This window comes from Tahibacter aquaticus (assembly GCF_004363655.1).
GTDB classification, from domain to species: Bacteria; Pseudomonadota; Gammaproteobacteria; order Xanthomonadales; family Rhodanobacteraceae; genus Tahibacter; species Tahibacter aquaticus.
The window spans coordinates 534,700-552,610 of sequence record NZ_SNZH01000002.1; the positions used below are offsets into that span (position 1 = coordinate 534,700).

Below are 17,911 nucleotides of genomic sequence, written 5' to 3' on the forward strand. Positions count from 1 at the left end.
GCCTTTGTTCAAGTAGTTTCTCATCCAAACTTGGGGCCGCCCGAGCTTGTTCAGTATTGCATGCATGTCCTTCGTTGGGTCGAGGTCCGACAGCGTCTATCCGATTGGTTGGACTCCGATGGTAGCGAACGAGTGCGCCACGTGTTGCGCAAGCTTCTGATGAGCTTTGACGATGACTGGTATGGTGCCGACTTGTACGCTAGATTCTCCCGCGAGCGCGATAGACCCGGCTAAGCGGGCCGCAAGTTCGGCGTGGAATTGCGCAGCTAAGCAATCTGATAGGGTGAGTTGCTTGCAGGGCAGTGCTCTGCTTCAAGGAAATTGCGTTGCCTTGTAGAGGAACAAAAAATGACGAATTGGTCACTAATTTCTTTAGTTCTTCTCGCCCTATCTTCAAGCGCTAGCGGCGAAGACTATGTCGATCGGTGGGCTCGTCTAGCCAATGAACACCTCTCCATGGTCAAGAGCGAGCCTGGGAAGTCGTATGAGGCGGAATTCGTCAAAGCCCACAATCGGTTCTGGCGTGGTGTGTACGACAAGTGCGAAGCCAAGGCGCTGCGAGCTGGTGTGGCAAAGTTTTCAGCCGTCGCGGTCGTTGATGCGGAAGGAGCAGTCGTTGAGTTCCTTACGATGCCAGATGCTCTGAGTCTGGCCTGCTTTACCAAGGCAATGGTAGGGAAGCGCTATCCGGCACCTCCCGTTGCGCCGTTCTACGAACTGATCACTGTCAAGCTGAAGTAAGTGCGGTAGCGAGAAGAAGAACGACAAAGCCCCGCCCTTGCGCGGGGCTTTGTCGTTCTAGCGCGGCGGTTTCAACTGGTCGATGCAACACCACATGGTGTGATCGGAGAACGGTGCCACCCACAATGCAGGAGTGCTGTGGGTTGGCAGAATCGTGGTGCCGACATGTTCAGCCCACTCCTGGAAGGAAGGCGGCAAGATAATTACAAACACAGCAAAGTTACTTTTGCGGCACTGCCTGTCCCGCCGATGCATCGAACGAAGCCCTGCCCTTGCGCGGGGCTTCGTCGTTCTAGGCTTTATCGACTGGCGGTGAGGCGTGTGCTGCGGGTCTTGGCGGGGCGTGGTGTGCGCCCAGTGAGGACGCGATTGAGCTGTGTCTTCTTGATCAAACCGTCCATGACCTGAATCAAGGCTTGTTGATCGGCGTCGGGCAGGCCATCGGCTTGCTGGATCAACGCATGCAGTTGCGCATTGCGCACGAGCGGTTCGTTCTCGGGCTCGCTGCGGCCGACTAGTTCATCCAGCGTGACCTGCAAGGCGTCGGCGATGCGGATGAGCATATCCAGGTGCGGCGTATTGCAAGCACTACGGCCAGCTCTCCGTGGTGTTCCAGGTGCTGCCTATGATCTATCTACGTTTACCGCGCAGCATCGATAAATACGCGAATCAACATCCGGGGTATGCTGACTGATCGCCCAGGACGATTCGGAGATGGGATTACAGGAGCGCAAGCACTAGAGAACAACTTGCCTCTCGTCACAGACGATAAGGCCCTGAAAAAGCGGTTGAAACCCTAGGAGGAACGACGCGGTGATTGCAGTTAATGACGCAACCATTGGTAGCGAGGCTGCTTCTGTTCACGGAACGCCCTTGCTCGCTGCAGCACGCCTAAACAAAGGTGATCGACCGGCAACCATTGTGTTCAACTTGAATGGACAGGAGGTGGTCGAAGAGAGCTTTGCAGGCCTTATCTTCGATAATGTCAAGGGCAGCCTAGTTCCATCGGTGGAAGTTGTTCAGTGGCAATCTCTCTTTCTAGTTTTAGGGATCAGGCGATGGCTGATCTTTAAAAATGCTCCGATTAAGCAGTGCCAGACTCTAGATCTTCATCGCGCCGCCAGCGATGACACAGGTTTCTATGCAACCGAATTCCAGGCTTACGAAGAACTTTTGATGGGAATTTACGAAGGTGGTTCTGTTTGTATTTCTCCTAGCGGAGAGATCATGTGGCACATAGAAAAATATTGGGATGACATATTTCTCGGTATCGAGGAAAGTAGCCTCGTTTTTATGATAGAGGGCGGCGCACGATATGCCATCGATTGCAAAACAGGTAAAAAAATTTGCATTAAATAGACTTGCAAAGATTTGTTCTTCTGGGTTTGGCGTGAGTACAAATCACGAGGATTGTCGATAGGAATCTGGCCGAATCAGGAATACGAATTTGCACGCCTTGAATCGAATGAATTCGCCCGAACAGCTTCGCCATGCACAGCAAGTCATGAGAGAGGCCGAGTCTGCTTGGCGCGCTGACATTTCTAGCAGTGACTTGCGCCTTCGCTACGTCGCGGCCGAAAAGGAGCTTCTTATCGCAGAGAGATTGGTGGCAGCAGTAGAAAGTCTCCCGCATGCCATCTGCCGATATGCACGATTGGACGCTTGTTTCCACATCTGTTGATTGGGCGCTTGGTGTCGGGCGTTTGGACGTTCGGTGGGATGGCTTTGACTATGAGCTGCGATTTTCTGGCCTTCAGCGCTTTACGATGCCCAGAGAATTTGGTTGGGGGCCAAGCGTAAGCATCAACGTTGTGAGAGGTCCTGAAGATTCACTTGGCAAGCAGAGGCTGCAAATCGAGATGCAGTCTGGCGATGTGATCGAGATCATCGCGGAGAGTTTCGAGCTACCAGCCGTGTTGTGTGTTTTGCGTAGCGTGCGCTCACCAGGATCGCAGGATCAGCGAAAAATGAATGTGCCGCGTTGCAATTCCCTGCGCCAATCGCACCCCAAGTGATGCTGACATGCCATAGGCCGCGCTGAGGCGAATGTTACTGCGAAGATGGTGCAGCGGTTACGCCCATGTGGACGCTGCTGGTGCCGCTCTGTTCGTTCTGCCGCCGCGGCGCGTTTGTGCTGCTGTCACTACCGCATCGGAGTTCCGCTCATGCATCCCCTGTTCGCGTATAGCCGCCGTCTCGCCCTGCTGTCCCTGCTGTTGTCCGGTTGCGGCCTGGCCCAGGCCGAAAGCGTCAGCGGCGACTGCCGCTACAAGGAAGAAACCAGCACCATCGTCGACGGCCTGGTGTTCAAGCAGCCCAACAGCTTCGACAAGACGAAGACCGATGTGGTGGTGGCGCTGAGTACGCTTGCGCTGGACAAGGCCGCGCTGGCCAGGATCAGCGACGGCAGCATGAAAGAGTCGTCCCTGCGCCGCCAGCTGATGGGCAGCCGCGAGGCGCGACTGATCAAGCTCACGCTGGAGGGCACTACCGTCACCGCGCTGAACTACAACGGCGGCGGCATCAGCTATTCGACCTCGGGTACCGGCGTGGGCACGCTCACGCCCAAGGCCAGCGACGCCAGTCATGTCGAGGCCAGCTTCGTGCTGGAAGGCGATGCGGACGAGCTGCGCTGCCAGCTCAGCTTCAACCTGGCCTATGCCAGCACCGCGTCGCTCGCCGCCGGCGGCAAAGCGGCTGGCAGCGCGGCAGCGCCTGCGGCCGGCGGCAAGCCGCTGCCGCCCGGCGGCGGCGAGGCGGGCAAGGTATTCCAGGCCAATCTCGCCGCCATGCAGAAGGGCGATATCGACGCGATGCTGGCGACCGTGAGCAAGGCCCAGGCCGACAAGATGCGCGCGCAGAAGAACGATCCGAAGTTCCCCATGATGCTGCAGATGATGAAATCGTTCGCACCCAAGAGCGCGACGGTCACCGGTGGACAGGATTTCGGCGATCACGCCGAGCTGACCCTCGATGCAGTCGGCCAGTCCGGCGAGAAATCCAGCGGCACCTGCAAACTGGTCAAGGAAGACGGCAAGTGGAAAGTGGAAAAAACCAGCATGAAGTCGGGCGACTGAGTTCGTACAGGCAATTCGGCACGAACCCATCGCGAGACCATCCAGGTTGGGGTGCACCTGTGGCTTACCCCAGCCTGTGCCCGGTTTTGTTGTCCGGACACATTCCGGGTCGATCCAGAGGGCATAAGTGTCTAAATTTGTCGAATAACTACGCGTTAGCGCCGTAATCAATCAAAAAAACCGAAGCCATTTGACACCTCTTCAGCCCGGCGAATAGCGTCGGTCCCCATGACGCAGCGCACCAACCACCGCCAGATCGCCTCCGCCGAGCCCACGCTCGTGCCGGTGGATCTGTGCGTCTTCGCCGCGCGAATTTCGCTCGTACTTGTACTCGTACTTCTTATTACCTCCGGAGGTGCGGGTTAGGGCGCGCGTCGATAAACAACTCGACACGAACACTAAAAAACCCCGCACCCGGCAACGAGTGCGGGGTTTTTTGTTGCCCTGGCCTGCCAAGAGCAGACCATGACACCGACAGATTCCCCCGTAATCCCATTCCCCGTAGCGCAGCGCGAACGCGTACGCGTGTTCGACACCACCTTGCGCGACGGCGAGCAGGCGCCCGGCTTTTCCATGACCCGGGCGCAGAAGCTGCGAATCGCCCATGCACTGGCCGAGCTCGGCGTCGACATCATCGAAGCGGGCTTTCCGCAGGCTTCCGATGGCGATTTCGCCTCGGTGCAGGCGATTGCCCAGGAAGTGCGTTCCAGCAGCATCTGCGCGCTGGCGCGCTGCCAGCGCGGCGATATCGAAACTGCGGCGCGGGCGCTGGAGCCGGCGGCGCGCGGCCGCATCCACGTGTTCATCGCGACCAGTCCGCTGCACCGCGAGCACAAGCTGGGCATGAGCCGCGCCCAGGTGATCGACGCCGCTGTCGCCGCGGTGCGCCGCGCCAGGGAACTGTGCGCCGATGTGGAATTTTCCGCCGAAGACGCCATGCGTACCGAGGCCGACTACCTGGCCGACGTGTTCGCCGCGGTGATCGAGGCCGGCGCCGGCACGCTGAACGTGCCGGATACGGTCGGCTATACCACGCCGGCGGAAATGCACGAGCGCATCAGCTATCTGCGCCGCGAAGTGCGCGGCATCGAACGCGCCGTGCTGTCGGTGCATTGCCACGACGACCTGGGCATGGCGGTGGCGAACAGCCTGGCGGCGGTGTCGGCCGGTGCGCGCCAGGTCGAGTGCACCCTGACCGGCATCGGCGAGCGCGCCGGCAATGCGGCGCTGGAAGAGATCGCGATGGCGCTGAAGACGCGCGCCGAGCTGTTCGGCGTGGAAACCGGCCTGCGCACGCCGCGGCTGTATCCCGCCGCGCGTCTGCTGGCGCAGATCACCGGCCATGCGATTGCGCGCAACAAGGCGGTGGTCGGCGAGAACGCCTTCGCGCACGAATCGGGCATCCACCAGCACGGCATGCTCAAGCACCGCGGCACCTACGAAATCATGCGGCCGGAAGACGTCGGCTTTGCCCGCTCGCAGCTGGTGCTGGGCAAGCACAGCGGCCGCCATGCCCTGCGCGAGCGCCTGGCCGCGCTGGGGCATACGCCAGACGACGCTGAGCTGGACCAGATCTTCACGCGCTTCAAGACCCTGGCCGACAAGAAGCGCGAAGTGTTCGACAGCGACCTGGAAGCGCTGGCCCTGGGCCGCGACGCCGAAGCGCTGGGGCCCTGGCGCATCGTGCATCTGCATGCGGCTTCGCACCTGGGCGGCAGTGCCTCGGCCTCGGTGCGGCTGCTGCACGAAGACGGCAGCCAGGCCAGCGAAGCCGCCATCGGCGACGGCCCGGTCGACGCCACCTTGCGCGCCATCGGCCGCGCTGTGGCGCAGGAGTTCGAACTGATCGATTTCAACATCCGTGCCCTGTCCGAAGGCGGCGACGCCCAGGGCCAGGCCACGCTGGGCGTGCGCCACGGCGGGCGCGAACTGCGCGGCCGCGGCATCTCCACCGACATCGTCGAGGCGGCCGCGCTGGCAGCGCTGGAAATTGCCAATCGTATAGAACGCAGCAAAACCGACACGGCCGCCCCGGCGGCCGCCAACCTGGCTTGAGGAAAGTGCATGAAAACGCCTGCTTATGTCTGGCACAACGGTCGCATCAAACCTTTCGCGGAGGCCTCGGTCGGGGTTGGCGCGCATGCACTGCACTACGGTTCGTCGGTATTCGAGGGCGAGCGCGTCTATGCCACGCCGCAAGGCCCGATGTTCTTCCGTCTGCGCGACCACACCGAGCGGCTGTTCCATTCCGCTCGCGTCTACGATCTGAATGTCGGCTACAGCGCCGATGAGATCGACCAGGCCTGCGCCGAAGTCGTGCTCGCGAACAAGCTGGGCAGCGCGTATCTGCGTCCCATCGTCTACCGCTCGGGCTTCACCTTCAGCTTGGCGCCGCCGCTGGAAACCCAGGTCGACGTGGCGGTGATCGCGATCGAATGGGGCAGCATGCACGGCGCCGCGGCGCTGGAGCAAGGCGTCGACGTCTGCGTCAGTTCCTGGAACCGCGCTGCGCCGAATACCTATCCCAGCGGCGCCAAGGCTGGCGGCAACTACCTCAACAGCCAGCTGATAGCGCGCGAAGCGGTCAACGGCGGCTTTGTCGAAGGCATCGCACTGGCACCGGGCGGCCTGCTCAGCGAAGGCGCGGGGGAAAACCTGTTCATTGTGCGCAATGGCAAGATCTATACACCGCCGGCCGGCGCCAGCATCCTCTGCGGCATCACGCGCGATACGGTGATGACGCTGGCACAGGAAATGGGCTATGCCGTGCACGAGCAGCCCATGCCGCGGGAAATGCTGTATTTCGCCGACGAAGTGTTCATGACCGGCACCGCGGCGGAACTCACGCCGGTGCGTTCGGTCGACCGCAAGCCGGTCGGCGAGGGCAAGCCCGGCCCTGTGACCAAGGCCTTGCAGCGCGCCTTCTTCGGCCTGTTCGACGGCAGCACCGAAGACCACTGGGGCTGGCTCACGCCGGTACAGGCCCGCCGCTATGCGCAGGAGGCTGCGTAATGGCCGCGCGTACCCTGTTCGACAAGCTGTGGGATGCCCACCTGGTCAAGCCGCAGACCGCGGCCACGCCGGCGGTGCTGTATATCGACCTTCACCTGATCCATGAAGTGACCTCGCCGCAGGCCTTCGCCGAATTGCGCACGCGGGGCCTGCCGGTGCGCTGTCCCGAGCGCACCCTGGCAACCCTGGACCATTCCACGCCGACCACGCCGTTCGACGATCTGGGCCAGCCGGTGTATGCGAGCGAGGAAGCCGCCGCCCAGGTCGGCGAACTGGAAAAGAACTGCGCCCAGTTCGGCATCCGCCTGAACGGCTGGAGCAGCGAACATCGCGGCATCGTGCATGTGATCGGTCCGGAACTCGGTGCCACCCAGCCGGGCATGACCATCGTCTGCGGCGACAGCCACACCTCGACCCACGGCGCCTTCGGCGCGCTGGCCTTCGGCATCGGCACCACCGAAGTCGGCCATGTGCTGGCCACGCAATGCCTGCTGCAGCAAAAGCCGAAGACCCTGGCCATCCACGTCGACGGCGCTCTGCCCGCGGGCAGCAGCGCGAAAGACCTGGTGCTGCACATCATCGGCCAGATCGGCGTCAACGGCGGCACCGGCCATGTCATCGAATACCGCGGCAGCGCCATCCAGGCGCTGTCGATGGAACAGCGCATGACCGTGTGCAACATGGCCATCGAAGCCGGCGCTCGCGCCGGCCTGATTGCGCCGGACGAAACGACCTACGCCTATCTGCGCAACAAGCCGTATGCGCCGCAGGGGGAAGACTGGGACAAGGCCGTCGCCTACTGGAACACCCTGGCCAGCGATGCGGATGCGCGCTACGACCGCGAAGTGCGCGTCGATGCGAGCCGCGTCGCACCGACCGTCACCTACGGCACGCATCCGGGCATGGTGGTGGCGCTGCATGCGCCGGTGCCGACGCCGGCTTCGCTGCAGGAACGCCGTGCGCTGGACTACATGAAAGTCGAAGCGGGCAAGTCGCTGATCGGCATGTCGGTCGACGTGGTGTTCATCGGCAGCTGCACCAATTCGCGCCTGAGCGATCTGCGCGACGCAGCCGACGTGCTGCGCGGACGCACACTCGATGCGCGCGTGCGCATGCTGGTGGTACCCGGTTCGCTGGCCATCAAGCGCGAAGCCGAGAGCGAAGGGCTGGACCAGGTGTTCCGTGCCGCCGGCGCCGAATGGCGCGAACCCGGCTGCTCCATGTGCATCGCCATGAACGGCGACCTGGCCAAGCCTGGCCAGCTCGTGGTCAGCACCTCCAACCGCAATTTCGAAGGCCGCCAGGGCCCGGGCGCACGCACCGTGCTGGCCAGCCCCGCCGTGGCCGCGGCGTCTGCCGTGGCCGGCTGCATCGCCGATCCGCAATCCCTGCTGCAGGAACAAGCCGCATGAAACCCGTTACCCATCTGCGTTCGCACACTGCGGTGCTGGCGCACGAGAACATCGATACCGACCGCATCATCCCCGCGCGTTTTCTCACCACCACCGAACGCGCCGGCCTGGGCCGCTATGCCTTCAACGACTGGCGCTACAACGCCGACGGCAGCGCGAATGCGGCATTCGAATTGAACAAGCCCGCTGCACGCGGCTGCGAAATCCTCGTCGCCGGACGCAATTTCGGCTGTGGCTCCTCGCGCGAACACGCGCCCTGGGCGCTGCTGGATTTCGGCCTGCGCGCGGTGCTGAGCAGCGAGATTGCCGACATCTTCCGCAACAACGCGCTGAAGAACGGCCTGCTCGCCGTGGTGCTGAGCGAATCCGAACACCGCTATCTGCTGGCCCATCCGGGCATCGAACTGGCCATCGACGTGGCCGCGCAGACCATCGAACTGCCCGATGGTGGCCGCTTCAGCTTCCAGCTCGATGCGTTCGCCAAGCACTGCCTGCTGACCGGTGTCGACCAGCTCGGCTTTCTGCTGTCCCAGGCGCCGCAGATCGAACACTTCGAACGGCTGCGCCAGGAGGCCGCATGAAGGCGCGCATCGCCGTACTGCCGGGTGACGGCATCGGCCCCGAAGTCACCGCCGCGGCCGTGAGCGTGCTGCGCCACGTGGCCGCGCACGGCGATCACGATTTCGAGTTCAGCGAGCACGCCATTGGCGGCTGCGCCATCGACGCCCACGGCGATCCGCTGCCGGCGGAAACGCTGATCGTGTGCAAGCAGGCCGATGCCGTGCTGCTGGGCGCGGTCGGCGGGCCGCAATGGTCCGATCCCAAGGCCAAGCTGCGGCCGGAGCAGGGCCTGCTGCGCCTGCGTGCGGAACTCGGCGTGTTCGCCAACCTGCGCCCGGTGCGCGTGCATGCGCGCCTGGCTGAACTGTCGCCGCTGAAAACCGAACGCCTGAGCGGCGTCGACCTGATGTTCGTGCGCGAACTCACCGGCGGTGCGTATTTCGGCGCCAAGACGCGTACGGCCGACACCGCCACCGACGAAACGCGCTACACCACGGCGGAAATCGAACGCGTGCTCCGCCGCGCCTTCCAGCTGGCGCGCACGCGCGGCCGCCGCGTCACCTCGGTGGACAAGGCCAACGTACTGGAAACCTCGCGCCTGTGGCGCGAGACCGCGCAGCGCGTGGCGCACGAATTCCCCGACGTGGCGCTGGAACACCAGCTGGTCGATTCCATGGCCATGCTGCTGCTGACGCGCCCGGCCGCCTACGACGTGATCGTCACCGAGAACCTGTTTGGCGACATCCTCACCGACGAAGCCGCGGCGCTGGCCGGTTCGCTCGGCCTGCTGCCGTCGGCCTCGCTGGGCGAGGGTACCCGCGGCCTGTACGAACCCATCCACGGTTCCGCGCCGGACATCGCCGGTCGCGGCGTGGCCAACCCGCTGGGCGCAATCCTGTCGGCGGCGCTGCTGCTGCGGCATTCGCTGGGCCTGGCCGGTGAAGCAGCGGCGGTCGAGCAGGCGGTGGACCGCGTCATCGATGCCGGCGTGTTCACGCGCGACCTGGGCGGCAGCGCCGGCACGCGCGAAGCCACTGCCGCGGTGCTGGCCGCACTGAGCGAACGCGCAACGGCGCAGGAGGCCGCATGAGCGCATTCGACGCATTGCGGCGCGCCCGCGCGCTTCCGGCGCAAGACAGTACCGGTGCGCACAAGGCAACTTGTCGCCCTCTCCACACCGCCGCCAGGCCGGACGCGCAGTGCGCGTCCCCGCACGCCGCCCAGTCCGCAACGGAAGCACCTTCTCATGCGCAGTAACGCGATCAAAAACGGCCCCGACCGCGCGCCGGCGCGCGCCATGCTGCGCGCCACCGGGCTGGACGACGAGGCCATCGCCAAGCCGCTGATCGCGGTGGTGCACACTTGGTCCAACGTAAGCCCGTGCAATCTGAACCTGCGCGACCTCGCCGCCGCGGCCTGCGACGGCATCCGTGCCGCCGGCGGCACGCCGATCGAGTTCAACACCATTGCCGTGACCGACGGCATTGCCATGGGCACTTCGGGCATGCGCGCCTCGCTGGTCAGCCGGGAAATCATCACCGACTCGATCGAACTGGCTGTCGACGGCCATTGCCTCGATGCCATGGTGGTGCTGTGCGGCTGCGACAAGACCATTCCGGCTGCGGCCATGGCGCTGGCGCGGCTGAACATTCCGGGCGTGGCGCTGTACGGCGGCAGCATCGCCCATGGCCGCCTGGACGGCCGCTCGATCACCGTGCAGGACGTGTTCGAGGCTGTCGGCGCCCACGGTGCCGGTAAGTTATCCAAAGAAAAGCTTTGCCAAGTGGAAAAAAGTGCATGCCCCGGCGCCGGTGCCTGCGGCGGCCAGTTCACCGCCAACACCATGGCGATGGTGCTGACTGCGCTGGGCCTGTCGCCGCTGGGCCTGAACGACATTGCCGCGACCGACCCGGCCAAGCGCGACGCGGCCTTCCGCTGCGGCGAGCTGGTGATGGAGTGCCTGCAGGCAAAGCGCCTGCCGCGCGACCTGCTGACGCCGGTCGCGTTCCGCAACGCCGCGCGTCTGGTGGCGGCGACCGCGGGTTCCACCAATGCGGTGCTGCACCTGCTCGCGATTGCCCACGAAGCCGGCGTGGCATTGAGCCTGGAAGATTTCGAAGCGGCCTCGCGCGATACGCCGGTGCTGGCCGATCTGAAGCCCGGCGGCCGCTATACCGCGATCGAGCTGACCAATGTCGGCGGTGCCGGCCTGGTGGCCGCGGCGATGCGCGCCGGCGGCCTGATCGACGATGCACCGACGGTCACGGGCAGATCGCTGTTTGCCGAACTCGATGCGGCGGCGCCGCAGATGCAGGGCCAGGACGTGGTGCTTCCGGCCAGTGCGCCGCTGAAGCCGCGCGGCGGCTATTCCATCCTCTACGGCAATGTCGCGCCGCAGGGCTGCGTGCTGAAGCTGGCTGGCCAGGGCCGTCTGCGCCACGAAGGTCCGGCGCGCGTATTCGACAGCGAAGAACAGGCTTTTGCCGCGGTGCAGGCTGGGGCGATCAAGGCCGGCGACGTCGTCGTCATCCGCAACGAAGGCCCAGCCGGCGGCCCCGGCATGCGCGAGATGCTGGCGGTGACCGCGGCCCTGGTCGGCCGCGGCCTGGGCAACGACGTGGCCCTGATCACCGACGGACGTTTCAGCGGCGCCACGCATGGATTCATGGTCGGCCATATCGCGCCGGAAGCGGCGCGCGGTGGACCGATCGGCCTGTTGCGCGAAGGCGATCATCTGGTCATCGACGCGGAAACACGCACCTTGTCCACCGATGCGCCGCTGGAAGCGCGCCGTGCCGACTGGCAGCCACCGGCAGCCAAAGTCGTCGGCGGTGTGCTGGCCAAATACGCCCGCCTGGTCGGCTCGGCGGCGGAAGGGGCGGTGACGCATGGCTAGCCGATGTGTGCTTGCGACGCCACTCCCTTCCGAGCGGCGCGCCGCCTTGGCCCTCTTCCCTGACGCAGTCGAGGGAGAGGGAGTTTCCGGCGCTGTCTTGTCAGCGCCGCAAATCTCCAGCTTCCTCACTCATCGTCTCGCACCGACGCACCTCGCTGCCGTCGCTGCCAACAAATCCATCGTTCCACAACTTTCCGGAGAATCCGCATGAGCACGACCGTACCGACCACCGCCGCCCTGCAGTCCGCCCGCATCGCTGTACTTGGCTACGGTAGCCAGGGTCGCGCCCATGCGCTGAACCTCAAGGATTCGGGCCTCGATGTCACCGTCGGCGTGCGCCGCAACGGACCGTCCTGGGAGAAGGCCCGCGCCGACGGGCTGAAGACGGCCGAGCCGGCCGAAGCCGTGAAAGGCGCCGACCTCGTCGCCGTGCTGACGCCCGACATGGTGCAGGCCGCGCTGTATACCGATGCCATCGCGCCCAACCTCAAGCCCAACGCCGCGCTGCTGTTCGCCCACGGCTTCAATGTGCATTTCGGCCAGATTGCGCCGCGCACCGACATCGACGTGGTGCTGGTGGCACCCAAGGGCCCGGGCGCGCTGGTGCGGCGCGAATACGAGAAAGGCCACGGCGTGCCGTGTATCTACGCCATCCACCAGGATGCCAGCGACCAGGCCCGCGACAAGGTGCTGGCCTATGCCGCCGGCATCGGTGGTGCGCGCGCCATGCTGATCGAAACCAGCTTTGCCGAGGAAACCGAGACTGACCTGTTCGGTGAACAGGCCGTGCTCTGCGGCGGCGCGACCGAACTCGTGCTGGCCGGTTTCGAAACCCTGACCGAAGCCGGCTACCAGCCGGAAATCGCCTACTACGAAGTGCTGCACGAGCTGAAGCTGATCGTCGATCTGCTGCACGAAGGCGGCCTGGCGAAGATGCACCAGTTCATTTCCGAGACGGCGCAATACGGCGACCTGACCCGCGGTCCGCGCGTGGTCGATGCCGGTGCCAAGGCACGCATGAAGCAGATCCTCGACGAGATCCGCGACGGCCGCTTCGCCAAGGAATGGGTGGAAGAATATAAAGCCGGAAATGGCAACTACCGTGCGCTGAAGCAGAAAGACCTGAATCATCCGATCGAACAGGTCGGCGCCTCGCTGCGCGCACGCATGCCCTGGCTGAATCCGGCGCAGCCGGCGGTGACCACGGTCGCGCCCGCTGCCGACGCCCCACTGAAACGGAGTGCCTGACCATGGACGGGGGGCGCGACTCGAGAAACACCGCGGCGGGCATGGCGCCCGCCGCGGCCGGCGCCAGTGCCGGTACCTTGCGCAGCGGCGCGCAGCATCTGCTGGATGCGCTGGAAGCCGAAGGCGTCGACACCATCTTCGGCTATCCCGGCGGCGCCATCATGCCGGTCTACGACGCGCTGGTGGATTCGCCGCTCAAGCACATTCTTGTGCGGCACGAGCAGGGTGCGGCACTTGCCGCCGACGGCTATGCGCGGGCCAGCGGCCGCGTCGGCGTCTGCCTGGCCACGTCCGGCCCGGGCGCGACCAACCTGCTGACCGGCCTGGCCAATGCCTACCTGGATTCGGTGCCGCTGCTGGCCATCACCGGCCAGGTGCCGAGTTTTCTGATGGGCACCGACGCGTTCCAGGAAGTGGACGTGTTCGGCATGAGCCTGCCGGTGGTCAAGCACAGTTACATCGTGCGCCGCGCCGAAGACGTCTATGCCGTGGTGCGCGAGGCCATCGCCATCGCCACCAGCGGGCGGCCCGGCCCGGTGCTGATCGACCTGCCCAAGGATGTGGCCGTGGCCAGGGCCGTCGCGCGCAGCGTGCGCCAGGTCGCCACGCGCCTGCCGAACGTGACCGAGGCGCGCCTGGCCGAAGCGCATGCGCTGCTGGCACGGTCGAAGAAACCGCTGCTGTACGTCGGCGGCGGTGTCGGCATCGCCAATGCCGAGCGCGAACTGCGCGAGTTCGCGCGCCTGACCGGCATACCGGCGGTGTCCACGCTGAAAGGCCTGGGCGCCTGCGATCCGGACGAGACGCATTACCTGGGCATGCTCGGCATGCACGGTAATCCGGCGGCGAACTACGCCGTGCAGGAATGCGATCTGCTGGTGGTGGTCGGTGCGCGTTTCGACGACCGCGCCACCGGCGCGCTGAAAACCTTCGCGCCGGATGCCCGCGTCATCCATATGGACGCGGACGTGGCCGAACTGGGCAAGCTGCGCGCCTGCGATGTCGGCCTGGTCGGCGACCTGCGCGAACTGCTGCCGCGACTGGTGCATCCGGTGGCGATACGGCCGTGGCAGCGCCGCTGCCGCGTGCTCAAGCAGCAGCATGCGTGGCGCTACGATGCGCCGGGCGAGGGCATCTATGCGCCGGCCCTGCTCAAGCAATTGTCCGAAGCCGGCGGCAATCGCCTGATCGTCGCCAGCGACGTAGGCCAGCACCAGATGTGGGTGGCGCAGCACTGGCGCGTGCCCTACACCGCGGCGCATTTGTCCTCGGGTGGCCTGGGCACCATGGGTTTCGGCCTGCCTGCGGCGATAGGCGCGCAGCTGGCGCGGCCGGGTGCGACGGTGATCTGCGTCTCCGGCGATGGCTCCATCATGATGAACATCCAGGAGCTGGCCACGCTCAAGCGCTACAACATCCCGGTCAAGATCGTGCTGCTGGACAACGCCAGCCTGGGCATGGTGCGGCAGTGGCAGGAGCTGTTCTTCGCCGAGCGTTATAGCGAAGTGGATCTTTCCGATAATCCCGATTTTGCCGAACTGGCCAAGGCGTTCGGCATTCCGTCCTTCGCCATCGAGCGGCGCGACCAGATCGATGGCGCGGTGCAGCGCCTGCTGCGCGAGCCAGGCCCGCTGTTCCTGCACGTCAAGATCGACGCGCGCGAGAACGTCTGGCCGCTGGTGCCGCCGGGCAAGTCGAACGGAGAAATGATGGGGTGCGCCGCATGAGTTGCAGCCTGGAGCTCGCGCTGGATCGGGCCGAAGGGGCGCTACTGCGCGTGCTGGGCACGATAGAACGGCGCGGCTGGAATGTGCTGGCGGTAAACGCCGCCAGCGACGCGCTGCGCTTTACGGTCAGCCTGACCCTGGACGGAAGTCGCGATCCGCAGATCCTCTGCCGCCAACTGGAGCGGCTGGTGGATGTGCAGCAAGTGAAAGTGGTCGAAGCGGTTTGAGCGGCGCTTGAGACAGGCGCCGGTTTCCCCGCCGCCGGTGGCGCGGCGGGAATGACGGTCGAGGGCGCTCTGGGCGTGGCCATGGAACGGCGGCGTGCAGGGTTGGGGTGAGGGGGACGGTGGTGACGTGGGTGATCCATTCGGGCCTGGCCGCAGAACGCATGCTGTGGCGAGGCCAGACTGTCACAAGCCATCGGCAGCGCCCCCTCGCCCAACCCTCGTCTGCCGTGCCGGCAGGCGAGGGTTGCGGCAATGGTTCTTTTTTACTAATTACACTTATCGGTTCATCGGAGAACATCATGTACCAGCAGAGCATTCGAATTAGCCGCGTGTCGTCCGCCGTTGCCGCCCCCGTCAAACCTTGCGAACGCCACCATGACCGCCTACGCCGCCTCAGTACTGCCGTACCGCGCTGATCCGAAACCTGCCGTACCCGCGGCCAGCGCCATCGGCGCCGCGCCGCTGCATATCGTTACGCCGCTGCTGGATACGCGCATCGGTTCTTTGCGCGTCGGGCTGAAGCTGGACAACCTGCAGCCGGCGCGTTCGTTCAAGCTGCGTGGCATCGGCCATCTGTGCCAGCACCATGCCGCGCGCGGCGTCCGCCGCTTCGTCTGTTCTTCCGCCGGCAATGCAGGCTATGCGGTGGCCTGGGCCGGCCGCGCCCTGGGCATCGCCGTCACTGTCGTCATTCCGCACTGCACGCCGGAATTCATGCGCGCGCGCATCCGCGCACTCGGCGCCGAACTGCGCTGCGAAGGTGCTGTCTGGGACGAAGCCAATACCGTTGCGCTGCAGCTGGCGCAGCAGCCGGAAACGGCGTTTATCCCGCCGTTCGACGATCCGCTGCTGTGGCAAGGCCATGCCTCGCTGGTGGAGGAACTCGTGCAGCAATGCGACAGCCAGCCCGATGCGATCGCCGTCGCTGTCGGTGGCGGCGGCCTGCTGCTGGGCGTGCTCGAAGGCCTGCGCCGGGTCGGCTGGCGCGATACGCGCGTGCTCGCGGTAGAGCCCGAGGGTTCGGCGTCGCTGGCTGTCAGCCTGGCCCGTGGCAGCGTGGTCGAACTCACGGCGCCGCGCAGCCTGGCGACCAGTCTTTGCGTCAAGCGCATCGCGCCGGCACTGATAGCCGCCTGTCGCGAATTCGACGTAGTGCCGGTGACAGTCAGCGATGCCGCTGCCACCGATGCCTGCGTGCGCCTGGCCGAAGAACACGGCCAGATGATCGAGCCCGCCTGCGGCACCGCCTTGGCGCCGCTGTATGCACAGCATGCGGCGCTGGCGGGAATGCGCCAGGTGGTCGGCGTGGTCTGCGGCGGACAGGTGGTCACGCTGGGCGATCTGGCACGCTGGCAGAACGAGCAGCGTCTGTGCTGAGGCGGCGGCGCTGCCGGCCGTCCCGGCACGGCAGGGAGCGCCGGTTATCGGTAGGTGGCGCCGGTCGACGAAGGATGGCCGGTACGCGACAGCGCGTTCTATGCTTGGCTCCTGCATAGCGCTACGCCGACCGTGCTGCCGGTCGCGGCGGCGCGCGGGCAGCCAACCTGTCAGCCCCGGAGCCATGCCGATGAACGACGCACCCCAGGCCTCGCCCGATTTCCGCCGCGACATTGCCGCGCGCGACCGGCGCCGTGCTCTGCAGTCGCAGGACTACAACCTGATGCTGGTGACCATCGGCATCCTGGCGTATTCGGCTTTTGGCTATCTGATGACGTTTGCCGGCGTGCTGCTGCGCGGCGGGCTTCTCGACGCGCTGGTCAACGGCGTATTCGGCGGGCTGTATGTGTTTGCGGTCTACCGGGTCTGGGCCAGGGACGACCGGCGCTGGTGGGTGGTGGCCCTGCCGGCGGGGCTGTCGCTGCTGCTGATCCTGGTGTGCTGGGCCGCCGGCCTGGGTTTCGCGGCGATACCGCTGGCCTTGAATCTGGCCTTGCTGGTGCTGATGGTGCTGCGCGTGCGCGTGGGCCGTCAGCTGCAGGAAGTAGCGCCGGCCCCGGCGCGCACCGACGATATGCCGGCAGAAGCCCTGGCCGGCCCCGGCCCCGCTGCGGCACCCGCGCATGCCGGCCATGCCGTGGAGGAAACCGCGGCGGTGCAGGACGCAGCAGACTCCAGTCACGACCCGCACGGGCGCGCGCGCAACCCTTGAGCCGCGGTTCGCATCAACCTGTCGGCAGCGGCAGCCCGTAGCGCCGCAACCGCCACGCCAAGGAACCCGCATGCGTATCGCCATCGCCTGGATTGCCGCCCTGGGCCTGCTGTTGTTCGGTGCGGGTCTGCTGGCGTCGTATGCCAATCCATTGCTGGTCGAAGCGCTGGCGCGCGAGCTGATCAAGCAGGAAATACAGCAGCGTGTCGGTGACAAGCTCGCCGCGCTGGACGACAGCGCGGTGCTGCAACTGGCGGCGCGTGCCTCGGAAAAGTACGCGGCGGAAATCGCCGCGATCCGGCACCGCCTGCGTCCGCGCCTGGCGGCGCTGATCGATTCGGTCGCGATCGAGATGAGCGATCCCGCCTGTCCCTGCCGCAAGATCGTGTTCGGCGAAAACACCGAACAGCTGCGCGGCCGCCTGAGCGAGTTGCTGCAGCAGAACGAACGCCTGACCGGCCTGGTTCGCAGCAAATACCGTGAAGTCGCCGCTGCGCTGACGCGCGAGTGGCGCATCTTCTGCGTGGCCAACGCGTTGATGTTCCTGCTGCTGGGCCTGTGCCTGCGGCTGCGCCGAGCCGCGCGGCTGCAACTGCTGCTGCCGGCGGCGGTGTTGCTGGCCACAACCGTGCTGGTGGGATTTTTCTATTTGTTCCGGCAGGACTGGCTGCATGCGATCGTGTTCGGCGACTACGTCGGCCTGGGCTATTTCGTCTATCTCGGCCTGGTCGGCGGCTTTCTCGCCGACATCCTGCTCAACCGCGCGCGCATCAGCACGCGCATCGTCAATCTGCTGCTGCAGCTGATCGGTTCGGCGGCCAGCGCCGTGCCCTGCTGAAGCAGGTCCGCACGCCTGTCCGC

17 protein-coding genes are annotated in these 17,911 nt (G+C 65.3%); 16 read left to right on the forward strand and 1 reads right to left on the reverse strand.

The window, feature by feature from the left end:
- The first annotated feature begins 348 nt into the window (after positions 1-348).
- Positions 349-741, forward strand: coding sequence for a hypothetical protein (locus tag DFR29_RS05010; protein ID WP_133817465.1), 393 nt, complete (start codon positions 349-351; stop codon positions 739-741).
- Between the two features lie 299 nt (positions 742-1,040).
- Here the strand turns inward: DFR29_RS05010 and DFR29_RS05015 are convergent, their stop codons facing one another.
- Positions 1,041-1,304, reverse strand: a complete 264-nt coding sequence (locus tag DFR29_RS05015) for a hypothetical protein (protein WP_133817466.1) — start codon at positions 1,302-1,304, stop codon at positions 1,041-1,043.
- A gap of 250 nt (positions 1,305-1,554) precedes the next feature.
- On the opposite strand from DFR29_RS05015, the gene DFR29_RS05020 reads away from it, so the two are divergent.
- The 15 genes from DFR29_RS05020 to DFR29_RS05090 all read left to right on the forward strand — a co-directional run bounded on the left by DFR29_RS05020 (position 1,555) and on the right by DFR29_RS05090 (position 17,888).
- Positions 1,555-2,100 (forward strand): hypothetical protein, encoded by a 546-nt coding sequence (locus tag DFR29_RS05020; RefSeq protein WP_133817467.1) that lies wholly within the window; start codon positions 1,555-1,557, stop codon positions 2,098-2,100.
- A gap of 272 nt (positions 2,101-2,372) precedes the next feature.
- Positions 2,373-2,756, forward strand: a complete 384-nt coding sequence (locus DFR29_RS05025) for a hypothetical protein (protein WP_133817468.1) — start codon at positions 2,373-2,375, stop codon at positions 2,754-2,756.
- Positions 2,757-2,906: 150 nt separating this feature from the next.
- On the forward strand, positions 2,907-3,818 hold the full coding sequence (locus DFR29_RS05030; protein ID WP_166653880.1) for a DUF4878 domain-containing protein: 912 nt from the start codon (positions 2,907-2,909) through the stop codon (positions 3,816-3,818).
- A 465-nt stretch (positions 3,819-4,283) separates the two neighbouring features.
- Positions 4,284-5,873 (forward strand): 2-isopropylmalate synthase, encoded by a 1,590-nt coding sequence (locus DFR29_RS05035; RefSeq protein ID WP_133817470.1) that lies wholly within the window; start codon positions 4,284-4,286, stop codon positions 5,871-5,873.
- A 9-nt stretch (positions 5,874-5,882) separates the two neighbouring features.
- On the forward strand, positions 5,883-6,830 hold the full coding sequence (locus DFR29_RS05040; RefSeq protein WP_133817471.1) for a branched-chain amino acid transaminase: 948 nt from the start codon (positions 5,883-5,885) through the stop codon (positions 6,828-6,830).
- Positions 6,830-8,242 (forward strand): 3-isopropylmalate dehydratase large subunit, encoded by a 1,413-nt coding sequence (gene leuC / locus DFR29_RS05045; protein ID WP_133817472.1) that lies wholly within the window; start codon positions 6,830-6,832, stop codon positions 8,240-8,242. Before DFR29_RS05040 ends, leuC begins: the two co-directional genes overlap by 1 nt.
- Entirely contained in the window at positions 8,239-8,823 is a 585-nt protein-coding gene (gene leuD, locus DFR29_RS05050; RefSeq protein WP_133817473.1) for a 3-isopropylmalate dehydratase small subunit, read from the forward strand. Before leuC ends, leuD begins: the two co-directional genes overlap by 4 nt.
- A complete protein-coding gene (leuB, locus tag DFR29_RS05055) occupies positions 8,820-9,893 on the forward strand; it encodes a 3-isopropylmalate dehydrogenase (protein WP_133817474.1) in 1,074 nt (357 codons plus the stop codon). Before leuD ends, leuB begins: the two co-directional genes overlap by 4 nt.
- A 156-nt stretch (positions 9,894-10,049) precedes the next feature.
- Positions 10,050-11,699, forward strand: coding sequence for a dihydroxy-acid dehydratase (gene ilvD / locus DFR29_RS05060; protein ID WP_133817475.1), 1,650 nt, complete (start codon positions 10,050-10,052; stop codon positions 11,697-11,699).
- A gap of 207 nt (positions 11,700-11,906) precedes the next feature.
- On the forward strand, positions 11,907-12,947 hold the full coding sequence (ilvC, locus tag DFR29_RS05065; RefSeq protein WP_133817476.1) for a ketol-acid reductoisomerase: 1,041 nt from the start codon (positions 11,907-11,909) through the stop codon (positions 12,945-12,947).
- 41 nt (positions 12,948-12,988) lie between these two features.
- Positions 12,989-14,674, forward strand: a complete 1,686-nt coding sequence (ilvG, locus tag DFR29_RS05070; RefSeq protein ID WP_133817608.1) for an acetolactate synthase 2 catalytic subunit — start codon at positions 12,989-12,991, stop codon at positions 14,672-14,674.
- Complete coding sequence (locus tag DFR29_RS05075) at positions 14,671-14,901, forward strand: ACT domain-containing protein (RefSeq protein ID WP_133817477.1); 231 nt, start codon at positions 14,671-14,673, stop codon at positions 14,899-14,901. Before ilvG ends, DFR29_RS05075 begins: the two co-directional genes overlap by 4 nt.
- Positions 14,902-15,276: 375 nt before the next feature.
- On the forward strand, positions 15,277-16,278 hold the full coding sequence (locus DFR29_RS05080; RefSeq protein ID WP_133817478.1) for a pyridoxal-phosphate dependent enzyme: 1,002 nt from the start codon (positions 15,277-15,279) through the stop codon (positions 16,276-16,278).
- A gap of 190 nt (positions 16,279-16,468) precedes the next feature.
- Positions 16,469-17,050, forward strand: a complete 582-nt coding sequence (locus DFR29_RS05085) for a hypothetical protein (RefSeq protein WP_133817479.1) — start codon at positions 16,469-16,471, stop codon at positions 17,048-17,050.
- 70 nt (positions 17,051-17,120) lie between these two features.
- Positions 17,121-17,888: a hypothetical protein gene (locus DFR29_RS05090; RefSeq protein ID WP_133817480.1), complete on the forward strand. Its 768-nt coding sequence runs from the start codon at positions 17,121-17,123 to the stop codon at positions 17,886-17,888.
- Positions 17,889-17,911: the final 23 nt, after the last annotated feature.